This is a genomic window from Lysinibacillus sp. Bpr_S20, from assembly GCF_023337835.1.
Taxonomy (GTDB): Bacteria; Bacillota; Bacilli; order Bacillales_A; family Planococcaceae; genus Lysinibacillus.
Map to the genome: position 1 here is coordinate 349,712 of NZ_JALNLQ010000001.1, position 16,919 is coordinate 366,630.

Consider the following 16,919-nt stretch of genomic DNA (forward strand, 5'->3'; position numbering starts at 1 on the left):
TTTTCGCTCCATCCTATCTCTCTTTACTACCCTCATTATTTAGAAAAGCGCTTTTGCGCCAGTCTACTTTTTATGTAGACAATATGTACATCGTTGCGATAACGTTTAACTTTTTTATCAATGTTTTATGTAATGTAAGCGAAATGGTAGTTACAAGCGTTTTATGTAGCGAAAGCAAAGCATCAGACTAAATTCATCACATCCATGCGATAACGGCTAACTGACTTGTATCAGTAAAAACACCAAGCCATGAGGCACCATCGAAATGACCAACAGTGTACAGTCTTCTAATTCTCAAACGTATATCGCGCATGCCTAGGCATGATTTAAAAGTAACTTTTTCTTACTGTATTCAAAAGAAAAGCTCTCCACCAAATTGGAGAGCGCTTGTCATTTCATAAATAAGCATCAAAAAATTCCATAAGCCATGTTTTGTTCCCGAGTACTCAAACAGCTAATTGCCTCGTACGGCCGGGTAGTAATCATCTATCTACAGAGTTAACTCTGTCCCTCTATCCGTTCAATTCCTTCTAGAGAGTGCCCCTACCATAATTTGGGTTTCTCACTCGTGGGGTTTACCTCGTTCCACCTTGCATGTTTCCAAGCAAGCTACGTCACTGTGGCACTTTCAGGAAGTTTCAACCATATCAATAAGACTTAGGTTTTCCTTCCGCCGTCAGCCTTTCAGCTGCCTTACCTTATTTTTTCAGTAAGCACGAACACTACGGTCATCTCAGAACCGTGCGAGCATGGACTTTCCTCTACGACGTCTAGCGCCGCAGCGATTACCCGAATTTCATGATGATAAAAAGATTATACTAGAGTTTTATGATAAATACAATATATTTGATAAAAAATTATTCGTACAACTTACTACCAAATACGTGTTTCTCTAAATTCGAAAGACGTTTTAAAATATCAAAGTTTGTCGTACCTGTTGCCGATGCGACAGGTTGTCTCTTAGGAGTATTATCAATTTCTTCTTTTAACTGTTTATTTTCTTCACGAAGTTGGGCCACCACTTTTTCAAACGTTTCATAGTCTTGTATTATTTCATCAAGAAATGAATCGACTTCTTCAACATTGTAGCCTTTAAAATTTTTCTTAAATTCCTTTTCAAGGATCATTTTTGACGTTAATTTAATATCCATTCACATCGCCCTTCCTCACACTACATACGTTACATTATAGCACACTTCATCATATTATATCGTCTGAAAACATCAAATGTAAGGCTAAACTTGTCGTTTCTTGCGCTTACCTGGGAAATTATTTCTTATTTCCTAATCTGAGTAACCTCTTTTCCCAAGAAATTCCCCATTTCTGCTTTTGCTCTACTCTCCATTGCTCATTCTGTTTAATTAAGTTTATGCCCTCTTGAGTATAGTAAAGAGCCTGGTCATAATCTTTCATTTGATGCTCATATATCATAGCGAGCTGTTCTAATACATGCAACTTTTTTCTTTGATCAACGAAATGGAGAGCGGACACAAATGCATCGATCGCTTCACTAAACTTTTTATTTCGTTTATGTTGGATGGCTAAATAATAATGTGCATTTCCTGCTTCAAGTGCATTAAATTGCGTCGTTACCTTTTCTAAAACCTTTACACTCTGTGGACTTTCTTTTAAATCAGCATACCATTTACCGATATTTGTAATTGTCTTTGCCGATTCTTCACTCGTCTCTTCAAATAGCAAATTTGTAGAGTGGACATAAAGTGTAATCAGTGAAAGTAAATCCCATTCATTATGAAGAAGGACTTTCATAAGCGCATCTGGAGCACCGCTTTTGATGGCATCTAAATAAATAATAGGTGCAAGATATCCAGGTATATCTCCTGTGCGGGAAAAGCCAAGCTTTTCTTCCTCCACAGATTTTAATTTCATTCGTTCCATATCATTTTTCCATAAACGCTTTGAACTATGCAACAAATCGATTTGCCGTTGTGTACGCAGTTTCGGTAATTCTTTTTGGTGGAGTGTCCACCGTGTTTCAAGCTGCGGCCAGTCAAAGCTTTTTCCATTGTAGGTAATAACCGTAGCTGTTTTTTGCCAAAGCTTTGATTCAAAAAGTAAAGCAGCCTCATGTGCAGGATCGGCTAGAATATATTGCGTTAACATAAAACTTTCATCTTCTTCAGATACTTCTAAAAAGCCTAAAAGAAAAATTTGTGTGCCTACACCTTTTAAGCCTGTCGTTTCCGTATCAAAAAATAATACTGGTTCATTCATTGCTAACGCATATGGATGTTCGAACTTTGCCTCTTGCCATTTTACTAACGCATCAAAAAATGACTGCAACTTATAATGACCATGCTGATAATTAAACGGATACTGCACCTGTCGTTTAAAAACAATACCGTACTCATTTTCTACAACTGTTAGTCCCGCCTTTTCCCACCGCTCAGTATAGCTTGGAGCAACTGGTTTTTGATAAGCAGGTTTTTCCTCTTTTTTTATAGTTGTTGTCGTTTTTTTACCGAGCATTTTTTTCATTTGTAAAATTTTATTTTCGTAAGACATTTCCTTCACTCATTTTCTGCATGTAAAATTGCTAAAACTTTTTCTTCGCTTACTGTAATCATAACGAATTATTAACTTCTGCACAAAGAGAAAATATTGTAGTGAGAATAGTAGAATGTCCTTATCACAATGCTTCATCGCAGAGCAAAATTCCCCATAAGCAACTTTAAGTGGATAAAGAATCAACACATCGGAGAAAATAATTACGCAAATCTTTATCGAATATTTCTTAGAGTCAATAAAATTGCCCAAATGTAAAAGTAGTACAACCGTTAAATGCTATTTTCTCTCATAAGAAGAGGGCTTGAGGCTTAACTTTAGCATTCCCCCTCAATCCCTCTTTGTCATTCAATTTAAAATTTCTAATAACTCCATCACTTTTTTCTTCGATTGCTGTAAGCTATCTTGAGCTCCTATACAAGATGGACAGCCTGATTCACAAGCACATCTCGCTACATGTTCCTGTGTCTTCGATAATAAATCTTCCCATAAATCATATACCTTTTCACTTAATCCAATACCGCCTGGATACTTATCATAAACAAAAAATGTCGGTTGCTCATTATGAGTTGCCTTTACCTGCGGAACAACTGCTACATCACTACTATCACATTGAATGAACAGAGGGATGAAGGCATTCATCGCATATGCTGCTCCTGTCATAGCATCCGTTAACTCGGCCTCCGACCATTTTTCTAGCGTAGAGAATGATAGCCAAGATGAGTTTGTATGCATTTCGTCAGGTGGTAGATGAATTGGGCCAGAACCAATATTATCGTGTGTACCGAAGCGTATTTTTTTAAAGATCGTTGCCTGCGCGATTAAGCCGACATCACCGAAGCCAATAACACCACTCTTATAATCTCTGCTCCGATCTTCCTCTAGTACTTTCATCTCAACTGCAAGATTAGCGTCAGTATAGTAATCGACATCTACTTCTCGTACAAACGCTTTCTTTTCTTCCCAATCAAGCTTTTCTACTTGAAATTGAATGCCCTGATGCAAATAAATAGCCTCTTCATGTAGCAATGTCATCGCACTATGACGATCCATTTCACCAATAACCTTTGTTTGCGCAGGGACAGTCATGTCAATTATTACGACATTTTCTTGTGAAGCTGAACGAAGACTAATATCATGAGCAGGAAAACGATCACTCATCCAATGCCACTTTTCACTCGTTTTAAAAACAACTCCTTCCTCTGATAAGTATTCAAGTAACTCCTGAATCTCATATTCACCATACGTATCATGTGAGGAAAAGGGTAGCTCAAACGCTGCACATTTCAAATGATCCATTAAAATTAGCATATTTTCAGGATAAATGCGTGCTTCCTCTGGTGCACTGCCAAGTAAAAAAAGTGGATGGTTCACTACGTACTGGTCAAGCGCTGCCGATTGTGCTACATAAATGATTAGCGCCTCGTCCTGACGACGGCCAGCACGACCTGCTTGCTGCCAAGCACTTGCGATATTTCCTGGGTATCCTGTCATGATACATGCTTGTAATTGGCCTATATCGACACCTAATTCCAGCGCATTTGTACTAACCACCGTCTGAATAGTACCGTCACGAAGACCTCGTTCAATAACACGTCGCTCAGATGGTAAATAACCACCTCGATAACCTCGCACCGATTCATCTAAAAGTTTATTGCGTGTAAGTTCCTTTAAGTATGTTACAATCATTTCTACTCGTACACGACTTTTAGCAAAAATAATGGTTTGAATACCTGCTGTATATAATCTTTTTGCGAGATCGCTCACCTCTAAAACAGCACTTCTACGAACACCAAATGTTTTATGAACAATAGGTGGGTTATAAAAAAGAAATGTTTTTTTCCCAACTGGCGCTCCGGAATCACTGATTAAAGAATGGCTTTCATTCGTTAAAGCTTGTGCTAACTCTTTTGGATTTTTAATAGTTGCTGATGTACAAATGAAAATCGGCTTACTGCCATAAAACTCACAAATACGCTTTAACCTTCGAATTACATGCGCAACATGTGAGCCAAACACACCTTTATATGTATGCAACTCATCAATGACGATATACTGCAAATTTTCAAATAGTGAAACCCATTTCGTATGATGTGGCAAAATCCCCGAATGAAGCATATCAGGATTTGTCATCACAATATGCCCTGCCTTACGAACCTTTTGACGAATACCAGGCGCAGTATCCCCATCATACGTATAGCTTAAAATTTCTTCACCGCTTTGTTCTATTAATTCATTTAAATCATTTTTCTGATCTTGCGCCAAAGCTTTCGTTGGAAATAAATAAATCGCGCGTGAATTTTTATCCTCTAATATTTTTTGAAGAACCGGTAAATGGTAGCAATATGATTTTCCAGATGCTGTTGGTGTAACGGCAGTAAAGGAAACACCCTCCACCGCGTAATCAAAAGCTTGACGTTGATGGGTATACAGTTGTTCTATTCCTCTTGTACGAAGAGCTTTTACAAGTGAAGGATGTAGATTCTCTGGAAAAGGTGCATATTTAGCATCTCGCCCTTCTAGCGTTTGCCAATGTAATATACGTTCCTTCAACTCCTCATCATATCTCCACTCGTTTAACAGTTCACTAATGGTTCTTTTTTTCGATAACATCTGTTTCTATCTCCTTCACTAGCCGTTCAACTTTTTTAAACGTATAAGAGGCTGAATGAATTGCATCTAAAAAACGCTTTTTACTTGTTTCTTTATAAAAAGATTGCACAACAAATTGCTCCATCGACTCCACCGCTGAAGCAATTTGTTGTGTATGCATATATTTTGGCTTATTTTTTTCAATCCACCCATTCGCCTCCTGCTGCCATTCCTTTAAAAGCTGGTGAATGACATCAGCGTGTGGCTTAACCTCAGCAAAAAAGTCGGGCGTTCGATTCTCCTCACGCATTTGCCAGAAGCGTGAAACACATTTTTCACATTCATCTATTAATTTGGAAGTTTGCTGTATTAACAACAATTCGCACCTCATCTCATCACTAAGGCTCATTACCAAAATATAGGGTTCCAACTAGGCACTTTCCTAGCGGACGTCCGATGAGCGACTTGGACTAAAAGAATGTTGGTCGTACAAAAGCTGCGTGAACTTAGAACACGATGTTCTTTGACTTCGTTCCTCTTATAGCTCTCATCTTTGACACTACCCTTAAAGAGCCGCTCAGTCTCACGCCAACAAATATTCCCTTAACTTTTGGTAATAGTCTTAAAATATTATCGTAGCTTCTTTTATCTCTAATTGAGAAGTTCGTATTTTAACTGTTGCTCATGATTCATTCGTATGAACCTAAACGCATAGTATCATTTTAGGTTAATGTTCTGAAACAGTTAAACAATAATGACATAAAACATCACTTGTAGCTGTCGCTACATAAAACTAAAGCTCGCTCAACAAAAAATCTCTTATTAATCTATATACGCTCACGAGCAAATTAACACTACATGATTTGTAAATGCCATTATTGTACGCCCACTATCGTGGTAATTAATGTATAAAAAACACTCATAATGAGTTATTTAAATTGCATATGAGATAAGTGTACCAAAGTCTATCATTTTTCACTACTAATAGGCGAACAAGCATTCTTTACTTGCCAGTTCTTTTCTGCTAAGCTTACTTTCTGGCTAACAGATTTGAGCTGCATAAAAAAATTCATGCTTTGAGCGTTGTTTTCCAAAGACACTCTCGTTAACAGTAATTGATTGACTAGATCCAACTGGGCAACTAATTGTTTAAACTTGTTCAAAATAACGCCTCCTTTGCTTTAATTTAAGTATTCCTCGCATGTATAAAATAACCTTCATGCGTGACAAAATAAGCGTAAGTTAGCTGAAAGAAGAAGTATTTCGATAAAATTTAATTGAAGTAGTCTATTAAATTTCTTCGTCTTCAAAATTGTAATCTAGGTAAAAAGCTAACGCGGAGTACAGTTTTTTCTATTATTTCACTTAGAAATTTCATCAGTTATTTTGACGATTCACGTGAAAGAACTAGTTATATTACATGATATTTTTCGACTTTAAGAGGCGAAAATTGCCCAAAGATCCATCATTAGTCGGTAATTCTAAACGTTTCTTATCTAACATCAATTATACTATTAATGGAAGTGGAGAACTGCTACTTAATCATGGTAAACTATTGTATAATAGCAGTATTATAGAGGGTGAACTAAATGACAATTCGTTATCCGAATGGGAAATTGTATTCTCCTAATCCTACTGTTCAAAAAACAGTAAAAAAGGGGAAGGACAAAGATTTTTCTTTTAGTAATCGAGGAAAAACACTAGAAGATGAAATTAATGAAGCAAACGATTATTATGTAAAAAGACGACTTGCTATCATTCATAAGAAACCTGTTCCCGTGCAAATCGTCAAAGTAGAGTACCCATCACGAAGCGCTGCAGTTATTCGTGAGGCTTATTTTCGAACGCCATCAACAACAGATTACAACGGTGTTTGGAATGGGCATTATATTGATTTTGATGCTAAGGAAACAGCTTCAAAGACCAGTTTTCCCCTAAAGAATATTCACTTACATCAAATGACACATATGCAGCAAGTGACGGAACAAAATGGTGTGGCTTTTATTATCGTTCGTTTTTCAGCTTTTGAACGATATTTTATCGTGCCATACGATGTTTTACAAAAGGCCTGGCTAGCGATGGAAAAAGGAGAACGTAAATCGATCCCCTTTTCAACTATTGAAAAGGAAGCTTTTGAAATTCCAACAAGCTATTACCCACGTATCGATTATTTACCGATTATCCAACAGCTCATTAAAGCGCAAAGCCATGGTTCTGAAAGTGAGGAGATTGTAGAATGACTGAACGTCGTCCAACACGCGGTGAGCATCAAAAGGCTCTCGCTCAAAAAAATAAAAAAAGCGCTCCTAAACCTTCAAAGAAAAAATGGTTCAAGCGCATTACGTTAACTCTTGTAGCTATAGTTGCTGCATGTTTTATTGGAGGTGCTGGGTTATTCGCCTATTATGCAAGTTCCGCACCTAAACTAGATGAAAACTTACTGAAGGATCCAGTTTCCTCAGAGTTCTATGATAAAAACGGTGATTTATTTGCAACGATAGGAGCAGAAAACCGTAAATATGTAAAATATGAAGATATACCAAAGGATATGATTAACGCTATCCTTGCAACGGAAGATGTACGCTTTTTCGAGCACGGTGGTATGGATTTTTATCGCCTTGGTGGCGCAATACTCGCTAACTTCCGTGATGGCTTCGGAGCACAAGGGGCCTCTACATTAACACAGCAAGTTGTTAAAAACTCATTTTTACAAAATGAGAAAAAATTAAAACGTAAAGCACAGGAAGCTTGGCTTGCTTACCAATTAGAACGTAAATATTCAAAAGAAGAAATTTTTGAAATGTACTTTAACAAAATGCTGATGTCAGGTCGTGTTTATGGCTTCGGTACAGCAGCCCAATATTTCTATGGGAAAGAACTAAAAGATTTAACTTTAGATGAAGAAGCATTACTTGCAGGTTTAGTACAACGCCCAAATGCTTATAATCCATTAAAAAATCCTGAACTTGCAGAAAAACGCCGTAATACGGTTCTAGGATTAATGTATCAACATGGAAAAATATCAAAAGCTCAGATGGAAGAAGCAAAGAAAGTAAACGTTCAAGCTGGTCTAGCTGACGATGCGACACGTCAAAAATTTACTGGCTCTAAATACGATGCCTTCCTTGATGTTGTTATTAATGAACTAGAGAAAAACGGTGATGGTAGTGCAATGGCAGAAGGAATTAAAGTCTATACAACACTTGATCCGAAAGCCCAACAAACTGTTGAAAACATTATGAAAGATGACAGTAACTTCCCAACAGAAAAGATTGAATCAGGTGTGGCTGTCATTGATACGAAATCTGGTCAAATTCAAGCAATCGGTGGCGGACGCAAATTTGGGCCTGAACGTGGTTTCAACTATGCATATGACTTAAAACATCAACCTGGCTCAACGATGAAGCCATTACTAGATTATGGACCAGCAATTGAAAATTTAAAATGGTCAACTGGTCAAACACTTGTAGATAAACCTATGAACTACACAAACTCGAATCAAACCATTACAAACTGGGATAACAAATATATGGGTGCAATAACAGCACGTAAAGCTTTATATGCTTCACGTAACGTTCCAGCTGTTAAAACATTACAAGAAGTTGGTATAGATAAAGCAACAGAATTTGTTGGTCGTTTAGGTATTCATTCTGAAAATGTTTATGAATCTGACGCGATCGGTGGTGGAGATATTACGATGTCTCCTACACAAATGGCGGCTGCCTATGCAGCATTCGGGAATAATGGTGTATATACTGATCCTTATTCGATTACAAAAATCGTATACCGCGATGGTAAAACAACAAAAGACTACACACCAGAGCCTACTGTAGCAATGAGCGATTATACAGCTTATATGGTGACAGATATGTTACGTGACGTTGTCGGCAATAAGCCTGATGCATCAGGTACTGCTGCCAATGTATCTGGATTAGATATTGCAGGTAAAACAGGTACAACAAACTATTCAAATGCTGATTTTAATAAGCATAATTTACCGGGCACAAGTGTGCCGGATTCATGGTTTGCTGGTTACACAACAAACTATTCAATCGCTGTTTGGAGTGGTTATGAAGATCACTTTGATCCTATTACTACTTGGGATGAACGTCGTTTACCACAATATCTATTCAAACAAATTATGAAAGATATTTCGGCGAACGTAGAAACACCACGTTTCAAAAAACCAAAGTCAGTTGTGGAAGCTACAATTGAAGTAGGCTCAAAGCCACTAAAATTAGCTAGTAATTTTACGCCAAATGAGAAACGTCAAACAGAGCTATTCGTACGTGGTACAGAGCCTAATGAAGTTTCAGATGAATACGCAATGCCAGAACTTTCAACACCTTACAATGTAAGTGCAAGCCTTGATTTAGAAGGTCAATCTATCAATATTTCTTGGGAGCATGATGCAATGCTTAATCCGGAAACAAATGAACCGCTACCAACTACATTCGAGGTATCCGCTACTAAAAAAGGTGGAGAAACTATTTCCCTTGGTAAAACGGAAAGTAAAGGCTTAGCAGTTAGCAATACACTGGAAGATGGCAATTACACGATTTCTGTCGTAGCTGTTGTAGATGGTACACGCAGTAAACCAGGGACAACTTCCTTCGAAGTAACTGGGACAACTGATGAAAATGAAGAGCCAGATACTCCGGATGAACCTGATGTTGAGGAACCGACAAACCCTGATCAAAATGGTAATACCGAGGAAAACGGTAACCAAAATGAGAACGGAAATGGTAACACTGACAATAACAACAATCATGGAAATGGAAATGGTAACACTAACGGCAATGGTAACAACGGCAATGCCGGAAATGGCGGTACCCCACCAGGAAACAATGGCAACAATAATGGTAACAAGCCACCAACAACGCCAACTGAACCAACCCCTCCAGATGAGGGCGCCGGTAGTACTGAATAAAAAAAGCAGAGTAGCTTAACACGAGGCACTGAAAAACTTACATTTTTTTATAATAGTGAACCTTTTCCAGATAATAATAAGGCACTTCTTGTTCTATTTTGAACAGGAAGTGCCTTATTTCTGTCTCTATTCCTTATTTATTTTCGTTTAGTAGCTTTAATATCCATTTCAAATCGTTGTGACACCTTGAATTTCGATGCCAAATAGACCACGTATCGTACCCGTGTCCGTTTTTTAATTCACTATTCTTGGCTTCTACTTTGTAGCGATTTGCAGCTAACTGCTTAAATGCTTCCGTATTTTGAAATGCTTCTTGTTCGACATATGTATCTGACTTGATTGTGACAGAATACGTTTTACGCTTTGCGCCCTTTTTGAAAACAGTCCTCTCTCATTAGACATACTTTGCATTGTAATTTTCATACCTGCTTGTGTGCTTTTTTCAATTATTTTAAGAAGATATTTCCCATTGTTTTCTTCATGGTTGTAATGACAGCCGCTGTAATAATTCGTTCATCACTCTCGCAATATGTCTTGTACCCGAAGAAAGAGGATTCCGCCGTTTTATGCCCTTTTCGCGCATCCGCATCAGAAGAGTAATTTAAATGTTCTTGGAAATCTTCCACGACTTCTTTAAGACATTCAGCTTTGGTAATTGTGGTTCCTTTGAAAATCAATAAGTTCATTGATCTAGGCGAAGTATATTATCTTTTGGCACAACAATATCATAGATCGCCATGTATGTACTTTAATTAAGGGTTTCTTGATATGAAATCATCGGGGACACCACCTGCACATTAGTTCTTTTATTAGCGTGACTAAAATAATAGTATGATACATTGCGTTGTTTGGAGAAGCATCGCTCGACTCCTGCGGGAAAGCGAGACAGACGAGACCCCGCACGTAGCGAAGCGTAGGAGGAGGCTAGACGCTCGCCCGCGGAAAGCGAGCGAAATGCTTCGGAAAACAACAAAAGATGTAAATTGCAATTTTATTCAAACAAAATCATGCGAATTGGAGGAATGGAATTACGTCCATTGTCTAAACAATATTCTCCGTAATTCGCCATGTATGGACTTAAATTAAGGGTTTCTTGATTTGAAATCATCAGGTGCACCACCTGCACAACTCTTTTAAAGGAAAGCGTGACTAAAATAATAGTATGATACATTGCGTTGTTTGGAGAAGCATCGCTCGACTCCTGCGGGAAAGCGAGACAGACGAGACCCCGCACGTAGCGAAGCGTAGGAGGAGGCTCGGCGCTCGCCCGCGGAAAGCGAGCGGAATGCTTCGGAAAACAACAGTAGAGTCACAGTGCCAAAAGAAAAAAGCAAGGTATTCGATGATTTAATCTTGAATACCTCGCGAAGTGAGAAGATATGGACTTTTTCAGTGCCCTCCTCATATAGAGGGGAGATTTTTTTACATCATTCCGATAAAAATGCCGAAAATTAAAAACAGCACAATAATAAGAATAATTAGTAGAATACCTAAAATAATGCTTGGAATTAAGAGTGTTAAGAAGGCCATCCAATTCGGTATTTGATGTGCTTCTGCAATAATGCCTACTGTAATAACGACGGACCAAACTACAACCACAAGGGTTAATAAAATGGCTATCCAGAAAAACCAAGGGTAAGGTCCAGTGAAGTCAGGGTTCATTAAAGACTCAGGTGATGTAAATAACCAAATTAAATAAAAAGGAATAAGTACTATAAATGGAATACCCGTTAAACTTAGCCCTTTGAATAAGTCTGAGTACGTACCTGTTCCTTTAAAAAGCTTACCGAACAGCCAAGCGATTAGTGCAGAAAAAGCTGTAGCAATTATCGCTGTAATCGGTGCTGCAATAACACAAAAAATGAGGATAAACCAAGGAGACCAGTCTATCATAAATTTGCTATCAATAAGGTCTGAAAGTGTAACACCAAGATAACCAATTGACATGAGAAGAATCGCAAAACCTATTGATTTTTCTTCTATCATGTAACGGGTTGTTTGCTTTGGATGCAACCAAATAGATAAAAATGGATTAACCTTTGGCCTTTTTTGTGATGGTTCATTGAAGTTATCCATCGAATTACCTCCAAAATAATAGTTTAAATGCCTTACGCGTATAATTAGTATACGAATGATCAAATGAAAAGTTTCGAAAGAAATATCATCTTATTAAAAAAAGAGCCGCAAAGGTAGCGACTCTTTTTGATTACTCGTATCTAGTCAGACGTGGCATTTTAATAGAATGGATTTTTTATTCAGCTAACATAATTTTTTCAAGTTCTAATGGTTCTATGTATTGTTCGCCCTTGTAAGCACGCATATTACCACCTGAAATTTCATCAATTAATAAAATTTCATTTGTGTTAGCATCGCGACCAAACTCTAATTTAATATCATATAGTGTTAACCCTTTTTTGGCAAGCTTTGCAGCAACAAATTTAGCGATTTCAATTGTACGTTGTTTTAAAATTGCATATTCTTCGTGTGTTAATAGGTCTAACATGGCTAAAGCATCTTCAGAAATAGGAGGATCTAGTCGATCATCATCTTTGATGGTAACTTCTACGAAAGAATCTAAGTCTTGTCCCTCTTTCACGTAAGCACCATAGCGTCGTAAGAAAGATCCTACTGCCTTGAAGCGGCAAATGACCTCTAAACCTTTACCGAAAACAGTTGCAGGTTTTACCGTCATTGTTGCGTCGTTGAAATTTGCATCAACGTAGTGAGTAGGAACACCTTGTTCGTTTAGTTTTGAGTAGAAATAAGAAGTTAAGCGAAGACCAGCTAAACCAGCACCGTCGATAGTTAATCCTACCGTATTAGCACCTGGGTCGAATACGCCGTTTTCACCAGTTACATCATCTTTAAATTTTAATAAGTAATGACCATCTTCTAACTTGAACACATTTTTCGTTTTACCTGTATACAATAATTCCACAAAAAACCCTCCAATATTTCGTAGTACTCTATTATTATAACACGAATGATTTTAATATTTAATAGTAAAATCGTTCGTTTTAATTTAATCTAAATGTCTGTTTAAACTTGTTTTTTATTAAAAAAGAAGATGATAACGAATATTCGCTATCATCTAATGGTGAGTTAAAGTTATTAATATACGCCTTCAGCTAGCATACCATCAGCAACTTTAATGAAGCCTGCAATGTTTGCGCCAACTACAAGGTTCCCAGGGAAACCATATTTTTCTGCAGCCGCTTTACTATCTGCATAAATGTTTTTCATAATTTCATGTAATTTAGCATCTACTTTTTCAAATGACCAGAAAACGCGACTTGAATCTTGCGCCATTTCAAGTGCGGATACAGCTACACCACCAGCATTGGCAGCTTTAGCAGGACCAAACAATACGCCTGCATTTAAGAATTCGTTAATGGCTTCAAGATCTGATGGCATGTTTGCACCTTCACCAATAGCTTTCACACCGTTAGAGATTAAAGTACGAGCTGAATCGCCATTAATTTCATTTTGAGTTGCACATGGAAGTGCGATGTCACAAGGAATAGTCCAGATACCAGTGCAGCCTTCTGTAAATGTAGCATTTGGACGATAGTTAACGTAAGTAGAGATACGATCGCCTTTTACTTCTTTAATTTCTTTAATTGCATCAAGATCTAAACCGTCTGGATCGTAAACATAGCCTGAAGAGTCAGAGCAAGCAACAACTTTTGCACCATAAGCTTGTGCTTTTTCAATAGCATATGTTGAAACGTTACCAGAACCAGAAACTACAACTGTTTTACCTTCGAATGAATCATTGGCGTCTTTAAGCATTTCTTTTACAAAATAGACAGTACCATAACCAGTTGCCTCTTTACGGGCTAAAGAACCACCGTAGCCAGGAGTTTTACCAGTTAATACACCAGATTCGTTTGCTTTTGTTAAACGCTTGTATTGGCCCCATAAATAGCCTACTTCGCGAGCGCCAACACCGATATCACCTGCTGGAACATCGACATCTGGCCCGATATGGCTGTATAATTCAGTCATGAATGCTTGACAGAAACGCATGATTTCCGAATCTGATTTACCTTTAGGATCGAAGTTTGATCCACCTTTACCACCACCGATTGGTTGGCCTGTTAAAGCATTTTTAAAGATTTGTTCAAAGCCTAAGAATTTGATAATTGATTCATTCACAGAAGGATGGAAGCGAAGACCGCCTTTGTATGGCCCCATTACGTTACTGTATTGCACACGATAACCACGGTTAACTTGAACTTGATTGTTATCATCTTGCCAAGCTACACGGAAGGAGATGATACGATCTGGTTCAACGATACGAGATAAGATATTGGCTTTAATATATTCAGGGTGTTGTGCAAATACAGGCACTAATGAAATGAAAATTTCTTCAGCTGCTTGTAAGAACTCCGCTTGATAACTATTTTGTTGTTTTAGTTGCTCAAATACGCCATCAACGTATTCTTTTGCTAATTGTTCGTTGCTTACAGTTGTAGTTGTCATAGTAAAAAACCTCCAGTTATTTTATATTTGTATCGTATATGTATTTTTCGCACTATTCAATAAAATACTTTTTAAAACAGTCTTAAGTTTGTGAAGAATTGAACAAATGGGGGCGGAGAATTATTATTTTAAAATAATAATGGAATAAGTGATTTATCTAATTATGAGAAAGGAATGATGCTTTATTGTGAAGGTTTTAATTGATGCTGATGCCTGTCCAGTCGTGGATTTGGCGCTTTCTATATCATCTGAGTTTGAGATTGAAACAATCTTGTTTTGCGATACATCCCACCGTATTGAACGTGATAATGTAATAACAATTATTGTGCCAAAGGGTCCAGATTCAGTTGATTTTACGCTAGTGAATGCGCTTTCAAAGCATGATATTGTCATTACGCAGGATTACGGTTTAGCTGCTATGGTTTTGGCGAGGGGAGGTTATCCAATCGATCAAAATGGGCGAGAAATGTCCAATGAAAATATCGAACGTTTGCTCGAAATGCGCCATGTAGGACAAAAAATCAGACGTGCTGGGGGGCGTACGAGAGGACCTAAAAAACGAACTCAAGAAAACAATATTTCGTTTGAAATGAAATTTCGACAAATTTGTGAACGAGCAATTTTAGCACAAAAAATGGAGGGATCCCAAGATGGAAAATGAACCTAAACACGAACTATTTAACCAATATCCAAGACTAGAAGAGCTAGCAAATCATGAAACCGTACTCTGGGAAAATACAAAGCGAGAAAAAAAGGTGCAAACAAATCATTTTTCAATGGGGGAAGTGAAAGAGGCAGAAGAAACACTTAAACGCTTTTCTGCTTATTTAAAAATAGCATTTCCAGAGCTGTTGGAAAGCAAAGGACTTATTGAATCATCGATACAAGATATACCTTTCATGAAGAAGGCTCTTGAAAAGGAATTTGATGTGTTATTACCAGGTCAATTTATCTTAAAATGCGATCATGCCTTGCCAATTTCCGGCTCTATTAAAGCCCGGGGTGGTATTTTTGAAGTATTAAGGAATGCAGAGCGGCTTGCAATCGCTAAAGGCAAACTAACAAAAGAGGATAACTATGCGGTGTTGGCAACAGAGGAGTTTCAATCGTTCTTCCAGCAATACACAATTGCCGTTGGTTCTACAGGTAATTTAGGATTGAGTATCGGCATTATGGGCAAAAAACTCGGCTTTAATGTCGTTGTACATATGTCGAGTGATGCAAAAGAGTGGAAAAAAACCTTGCTGCGTGAAAAAGGTGCGACAGTTATTGAATATGATGCTGATTATAGTGTTGCCGTAGAACAAGGTCGTCGAGAGGCTGAACAAGATCCTATGTGTCATTTTATTGATGATGAAAATTCGAAGGACTTATTTGTTGGCTATGCAGTGGCGGCGAAGCGTTTAAAAGCACAGTTTGAAAAGACGAATATTACTGTGGATGAAGCCCATCCATTGTTCGTGTATTTACCATGTGGTGTAGGTGGAGGACCGGGGGGAGTTGCGTACGGGATACGTGAAATTTTTGGAGAGCATGCCCATATCTTCTTCGCTGAGCCCGTAGCATCCCCTTGTATGACAATGGGCTTAATGACAGGTTTACATGATGAAATTAGTGTAGAAGATATCGGTCTTAATAATAAAACCGAAGCAGATGGCCTTGCTGTTGGTCGTGCGTCAAAATTTGTTGGTAAAGTGATGGAAACTTATGTGAGCGGATGTTACACAGTAAAAGATGAGGAATTATTTAAATCACTAGCATTAGCTATGGAGGTAGAAGGATTATTTTTAGAGCCATCTGCCCATGCAGGGATGTTCGGACCCATTCAGTTAATGAAAAATGGACAAAGTTATTTAGAAAAACATGATTTAGTTGATAAGATGGAGCAAGCTACTCATCTTATATGGGCAACAGGCGGAAGTATGGTGCCGGTCGAAATGCGTGAGGAATACATGGCAAAGGCAATGCAAGTAGCAAAAATTAATCAATGAGGTAGTCAATGAGAAAACGCAAGAATGCTATCAAAATCCACATTCTTGCGTTCATTACTGTTAAAATTGGATCACGAGTTTATTCAAAACTTCACATCGTGTTTTATTTCAATTATTCAATGTGTTTTTGCACATTTAGAGTTATTTATATAAATAGTCCAACGCTTGATAATCTTGCTGATAGCGTCCACCGTCCGCTACTTCAGCGTGATATAGAGCTTTTAAAGCATAATTTTTTTGCAAATCCATTTCGGCCATTAACTCTTTTAGGCGATCATGTAATTCACGGTTTTCTTTTACAAGTTGCTGCATTTGCGGTTTAAAATATTTCATCTTGTCTAACTCCTCGATTTATAACGTGCTTATTAGTATAACACTTTTGAGCTTTTAAAATC

13 protein-coding genes, 1 other RNA gene and 1 pseudogene are annotated in these 16,919 nt (G+C 37.7%); 4 read left to right on the forward strand and 11 right to left on the reverse strand.

What is annotated here, in order from left to right; genetic code table 11:
* Positions 1-416: 416 nt before the first annotated feature.
* The 6 genes from rnpB to MWJ95_RS01735 form a co-directional block, all read right to left on the reverse strand.
* Positions 417-797: RNase P RNA component class B (gene rnpB, locus MWJ95_RS01710), an RNA gene on the reverse strand.
* A 60-nt stretch (positions 798-857) separates the two neighbouring features.
* Entirely contained in the window at positions 858-1,151 is a 294-nt protein-coding gene (gene gpsB, locus MWJ95_RS01715) for a cell division regulator GpsB (RefSeq protein WP_132359074.1), read from the reverse strand.
* Positions 1,152-1,269: 118 nt separating this feature from the next.
* On the reverse strand, positions 1,270-2,526 hold the full coding sequence (locus tag MWJ95_RS01720) for a ribonuclease H-like domain-containing protein (RefSeq protein ID WP_249103876.1): 1,257 nt from the start codon (positions 2,524-2,526) through the stop codon (positions 1,270-1,272).
* A gap of 348 nt (positions 2,527-2,874) precedes the next feature.
* On the reverse strand, positions 2,875-5,139 hold the full coding sequence (locus MWJ95_RS01725) for a DEAD/DEAH box helicase (RefSeq protein ID WP_249103877.1): 2,265 nt from the start codon (positions 5,137-5,139) through the stop codon (positions 2,875-2,877).
* Positions 5,114-5,497 (reverse strand): YppE family protein, encoded by a 384-nt coding sequence (locus tag MWJ95_RS01730; RefSeq protein WP_249071675.1) that lies wholly within the window; start codon positions 5,495-5,497, stop codon positions 5,114-5,116. Before MWJ95_RS01730 ends, MWJ95_RS01725 begins: the two co-directional genes overlap by 26 nt.
* A 589-nt stretch (positions 5,498-6,086) precedes the next feature.
* Entirely contained in the window at positions 6,087-6,281 is a 195-nt protein-coding gene (locus MWJ95_RS01735) for an endonuclease (RefSeq protein WP_249071674.1), read from the reverse strand.
* A 426-nt stretch (positions 6,282-6,707) separates the two neighbouring features.
* On the opposite strand from MWJ95_RS01735, the gene recU reads away from it, so the two are divergent.
* A complete protein-coding gene (gene recU / locus MWJ95_RS01740) occupies positions 6,708-7,358 on the forward strand; it encodes a Holliday junction resolvase RecU (protein ID WP_249071672.1) in 651 nt (216 codons plus the stop codon).
* Complete coding sequence (locus MWJ95_RS01745) at positions 7,355-10,048, forward strand: penicillin-binding protein 1A (RefSeq protein WP_249103879.1); 2,694 nt, start codon at positions 7,355-7,357, stop codon at positions 10,046-10,048. Before recU ends, MWJ95_RS01745 begins: the two co-directional genes overlap by 4 nt.
* 205 nt (positions 10,049-10,253) lie before the next feature.
* On the opposite strand, the pseudogene MWJ95_RS01750 reads toward MWJ95_RS01745, so the two are convergent.
* From MWJ95_RS01750 to gdhA, 4 genes and pseudogenes are all read right to left on the reverse strand, one after another.
* Positions 10,254-10,698 (reverse strand): annotated as a pseudogene (locus MWJ95_RS01750) (transposase); the annotation flags it as partial.
* A 772-nt stretch (positions 10,699-11,470) separates the two neighbouring features.
* A complete protein-coding gene (locus MWJ95_RS01755) occupies positions 11,471-12,124 on the reverse strand; it encodes a YIP1 family protein (RefSeq protein WP_249103881.1) in 654 nt (217 codons plus the stop codon).
* A 175-nt stretch (positions 12,125-12,299) separates the two neighbouring features.
* A complete protein-coding gene (locus MWJ95_RS01760) occupies positions 12,300-12,986 on the reverse strand; it encodes a phosphoribosylaminoimidazolesuccinocarboxamide synthase (protein ID WP_249103884.1) in 687 nt (228 codons plus the stop codon).
* Positions 12,987-13,159: 173 nt separating this feature from the next.
* Positions 13,160-14,533 (reverse strand): NADP-specific glutamate dehydrogenase, encoded by a 1,374-nt coding sequence (gene gdhA, locus MWJ95_RS01765; protein WP_249103886.1) that lies wholly within the window; start codon positions 14,531-14,533, stop codon positions 13,160-13,162.
* Positions 14,534-14,720: 187 nt separating this feature from the next.
* On the opposite strand from gdhA, the gene MWJ95_RS01770 reads away from it, so the two are divergent.
* Complete coding sequence (locus MWJ95_RS01770; protein ID WP_249071773.1) at positions 14,721-15,194, forward strand: YaiI/YqxD family protein; 474 nt, start codon at positions 14,721-14,723, stop codon at positions 15,192-15,194.
* Complete coding sequence (locus MWJ95_RS01775) at positions 15,184-16,524, forward strand: D-serine ammonia-lyase (RefSeq protein WP_249103887.1); 1,341 nt, start codon at positions 15,184-15,186, stop codon at positions 16,522-16,524. Before MWJ95_RS01770 ends, MWJ95_RS01775 begins: the two co-directional genes overlap by 11 nt.
* A gap of 141 nt (positions 16,525-16,665) precedes the next feature.
* On the opposite strand, the gene MWJ95_RS01780 is transcribed toward MWJ95_RS01775, so the two are convergent.
* The gene (locus MWJ95_RS01780) at positions 16,666-16,857 is read right to left on the reverse strand and encodes a hypothetical protein (protein ID WP_053482024.1); all 192 of its coding nucleotides are present in this window, start codon (positions 16,855-16,857) and stop codon (positions 16,666-16,668) included.
* Between the last annotated feature and the right edge of the window lie 62 nt (positions 16,858-16,919).

Coding starts and splice junctions, on each gene's coding strand:
- gpsB (WP_132359074.1), bottom strand. CDS start 1,151: ATGGATATTAAATTAACGTCAAAAATGATCCTTGAAAAGGAATTTAAG.
- MWJ95_RS01720 (WP_249103876.1), bottom strand. CDS start 2,526: ATGTCTTACGAAAATAAAATTTTACAAATGAAAAAAATGCTCGGTAAA.
- gdhA (WP_249103886.1), bottom strand. CDS start 14,533: ATGACAACTACAACTGTAAGCAACGAACAATTAGCAAAAGAATACGTT.
- MWJ95_RS01775 (WP_249103887.1), top strand. CDS start 15,184: ATGGAAAATGAACCTAAACACGAACTATTTAACCAATATCCAAGACTA.
- MWJ95_RS01745 (WP_249103879.1), top strand. CDS start 7,355: ATGACTGAACGTCGTCCAACACGCGGTGAGCATCAAAAGGCTCTCGCT.
- recU (WP_249071672.1), top strand. CDS start 6,708: ATGACAATTCGTTATCCGAATGGGAAATTGTATTCTCCTAATCCTACT.
- MWJ95_RS01755 (WP_249103881.1), bottom strand. CDS start 12,124: ATGGATAACTTCAATGAACCATCACAAAAAAGGCCAAAGGTTAATCCA.
- MWJ95_RS01780 (WP_053482024.1), bottom strand. CDS start 16,857: ATGAAATATTTTAAACCGCAAATGCAGCAACTTGTAAAAGAAAACCGT.
- MWJ95_RS01725 (WP_249103877.1), bottom strand. CDS start 5,139: ATGTTATCGAAAAAAAGAACCATTAGTGAACTGTTAAACGAGTGGAGA.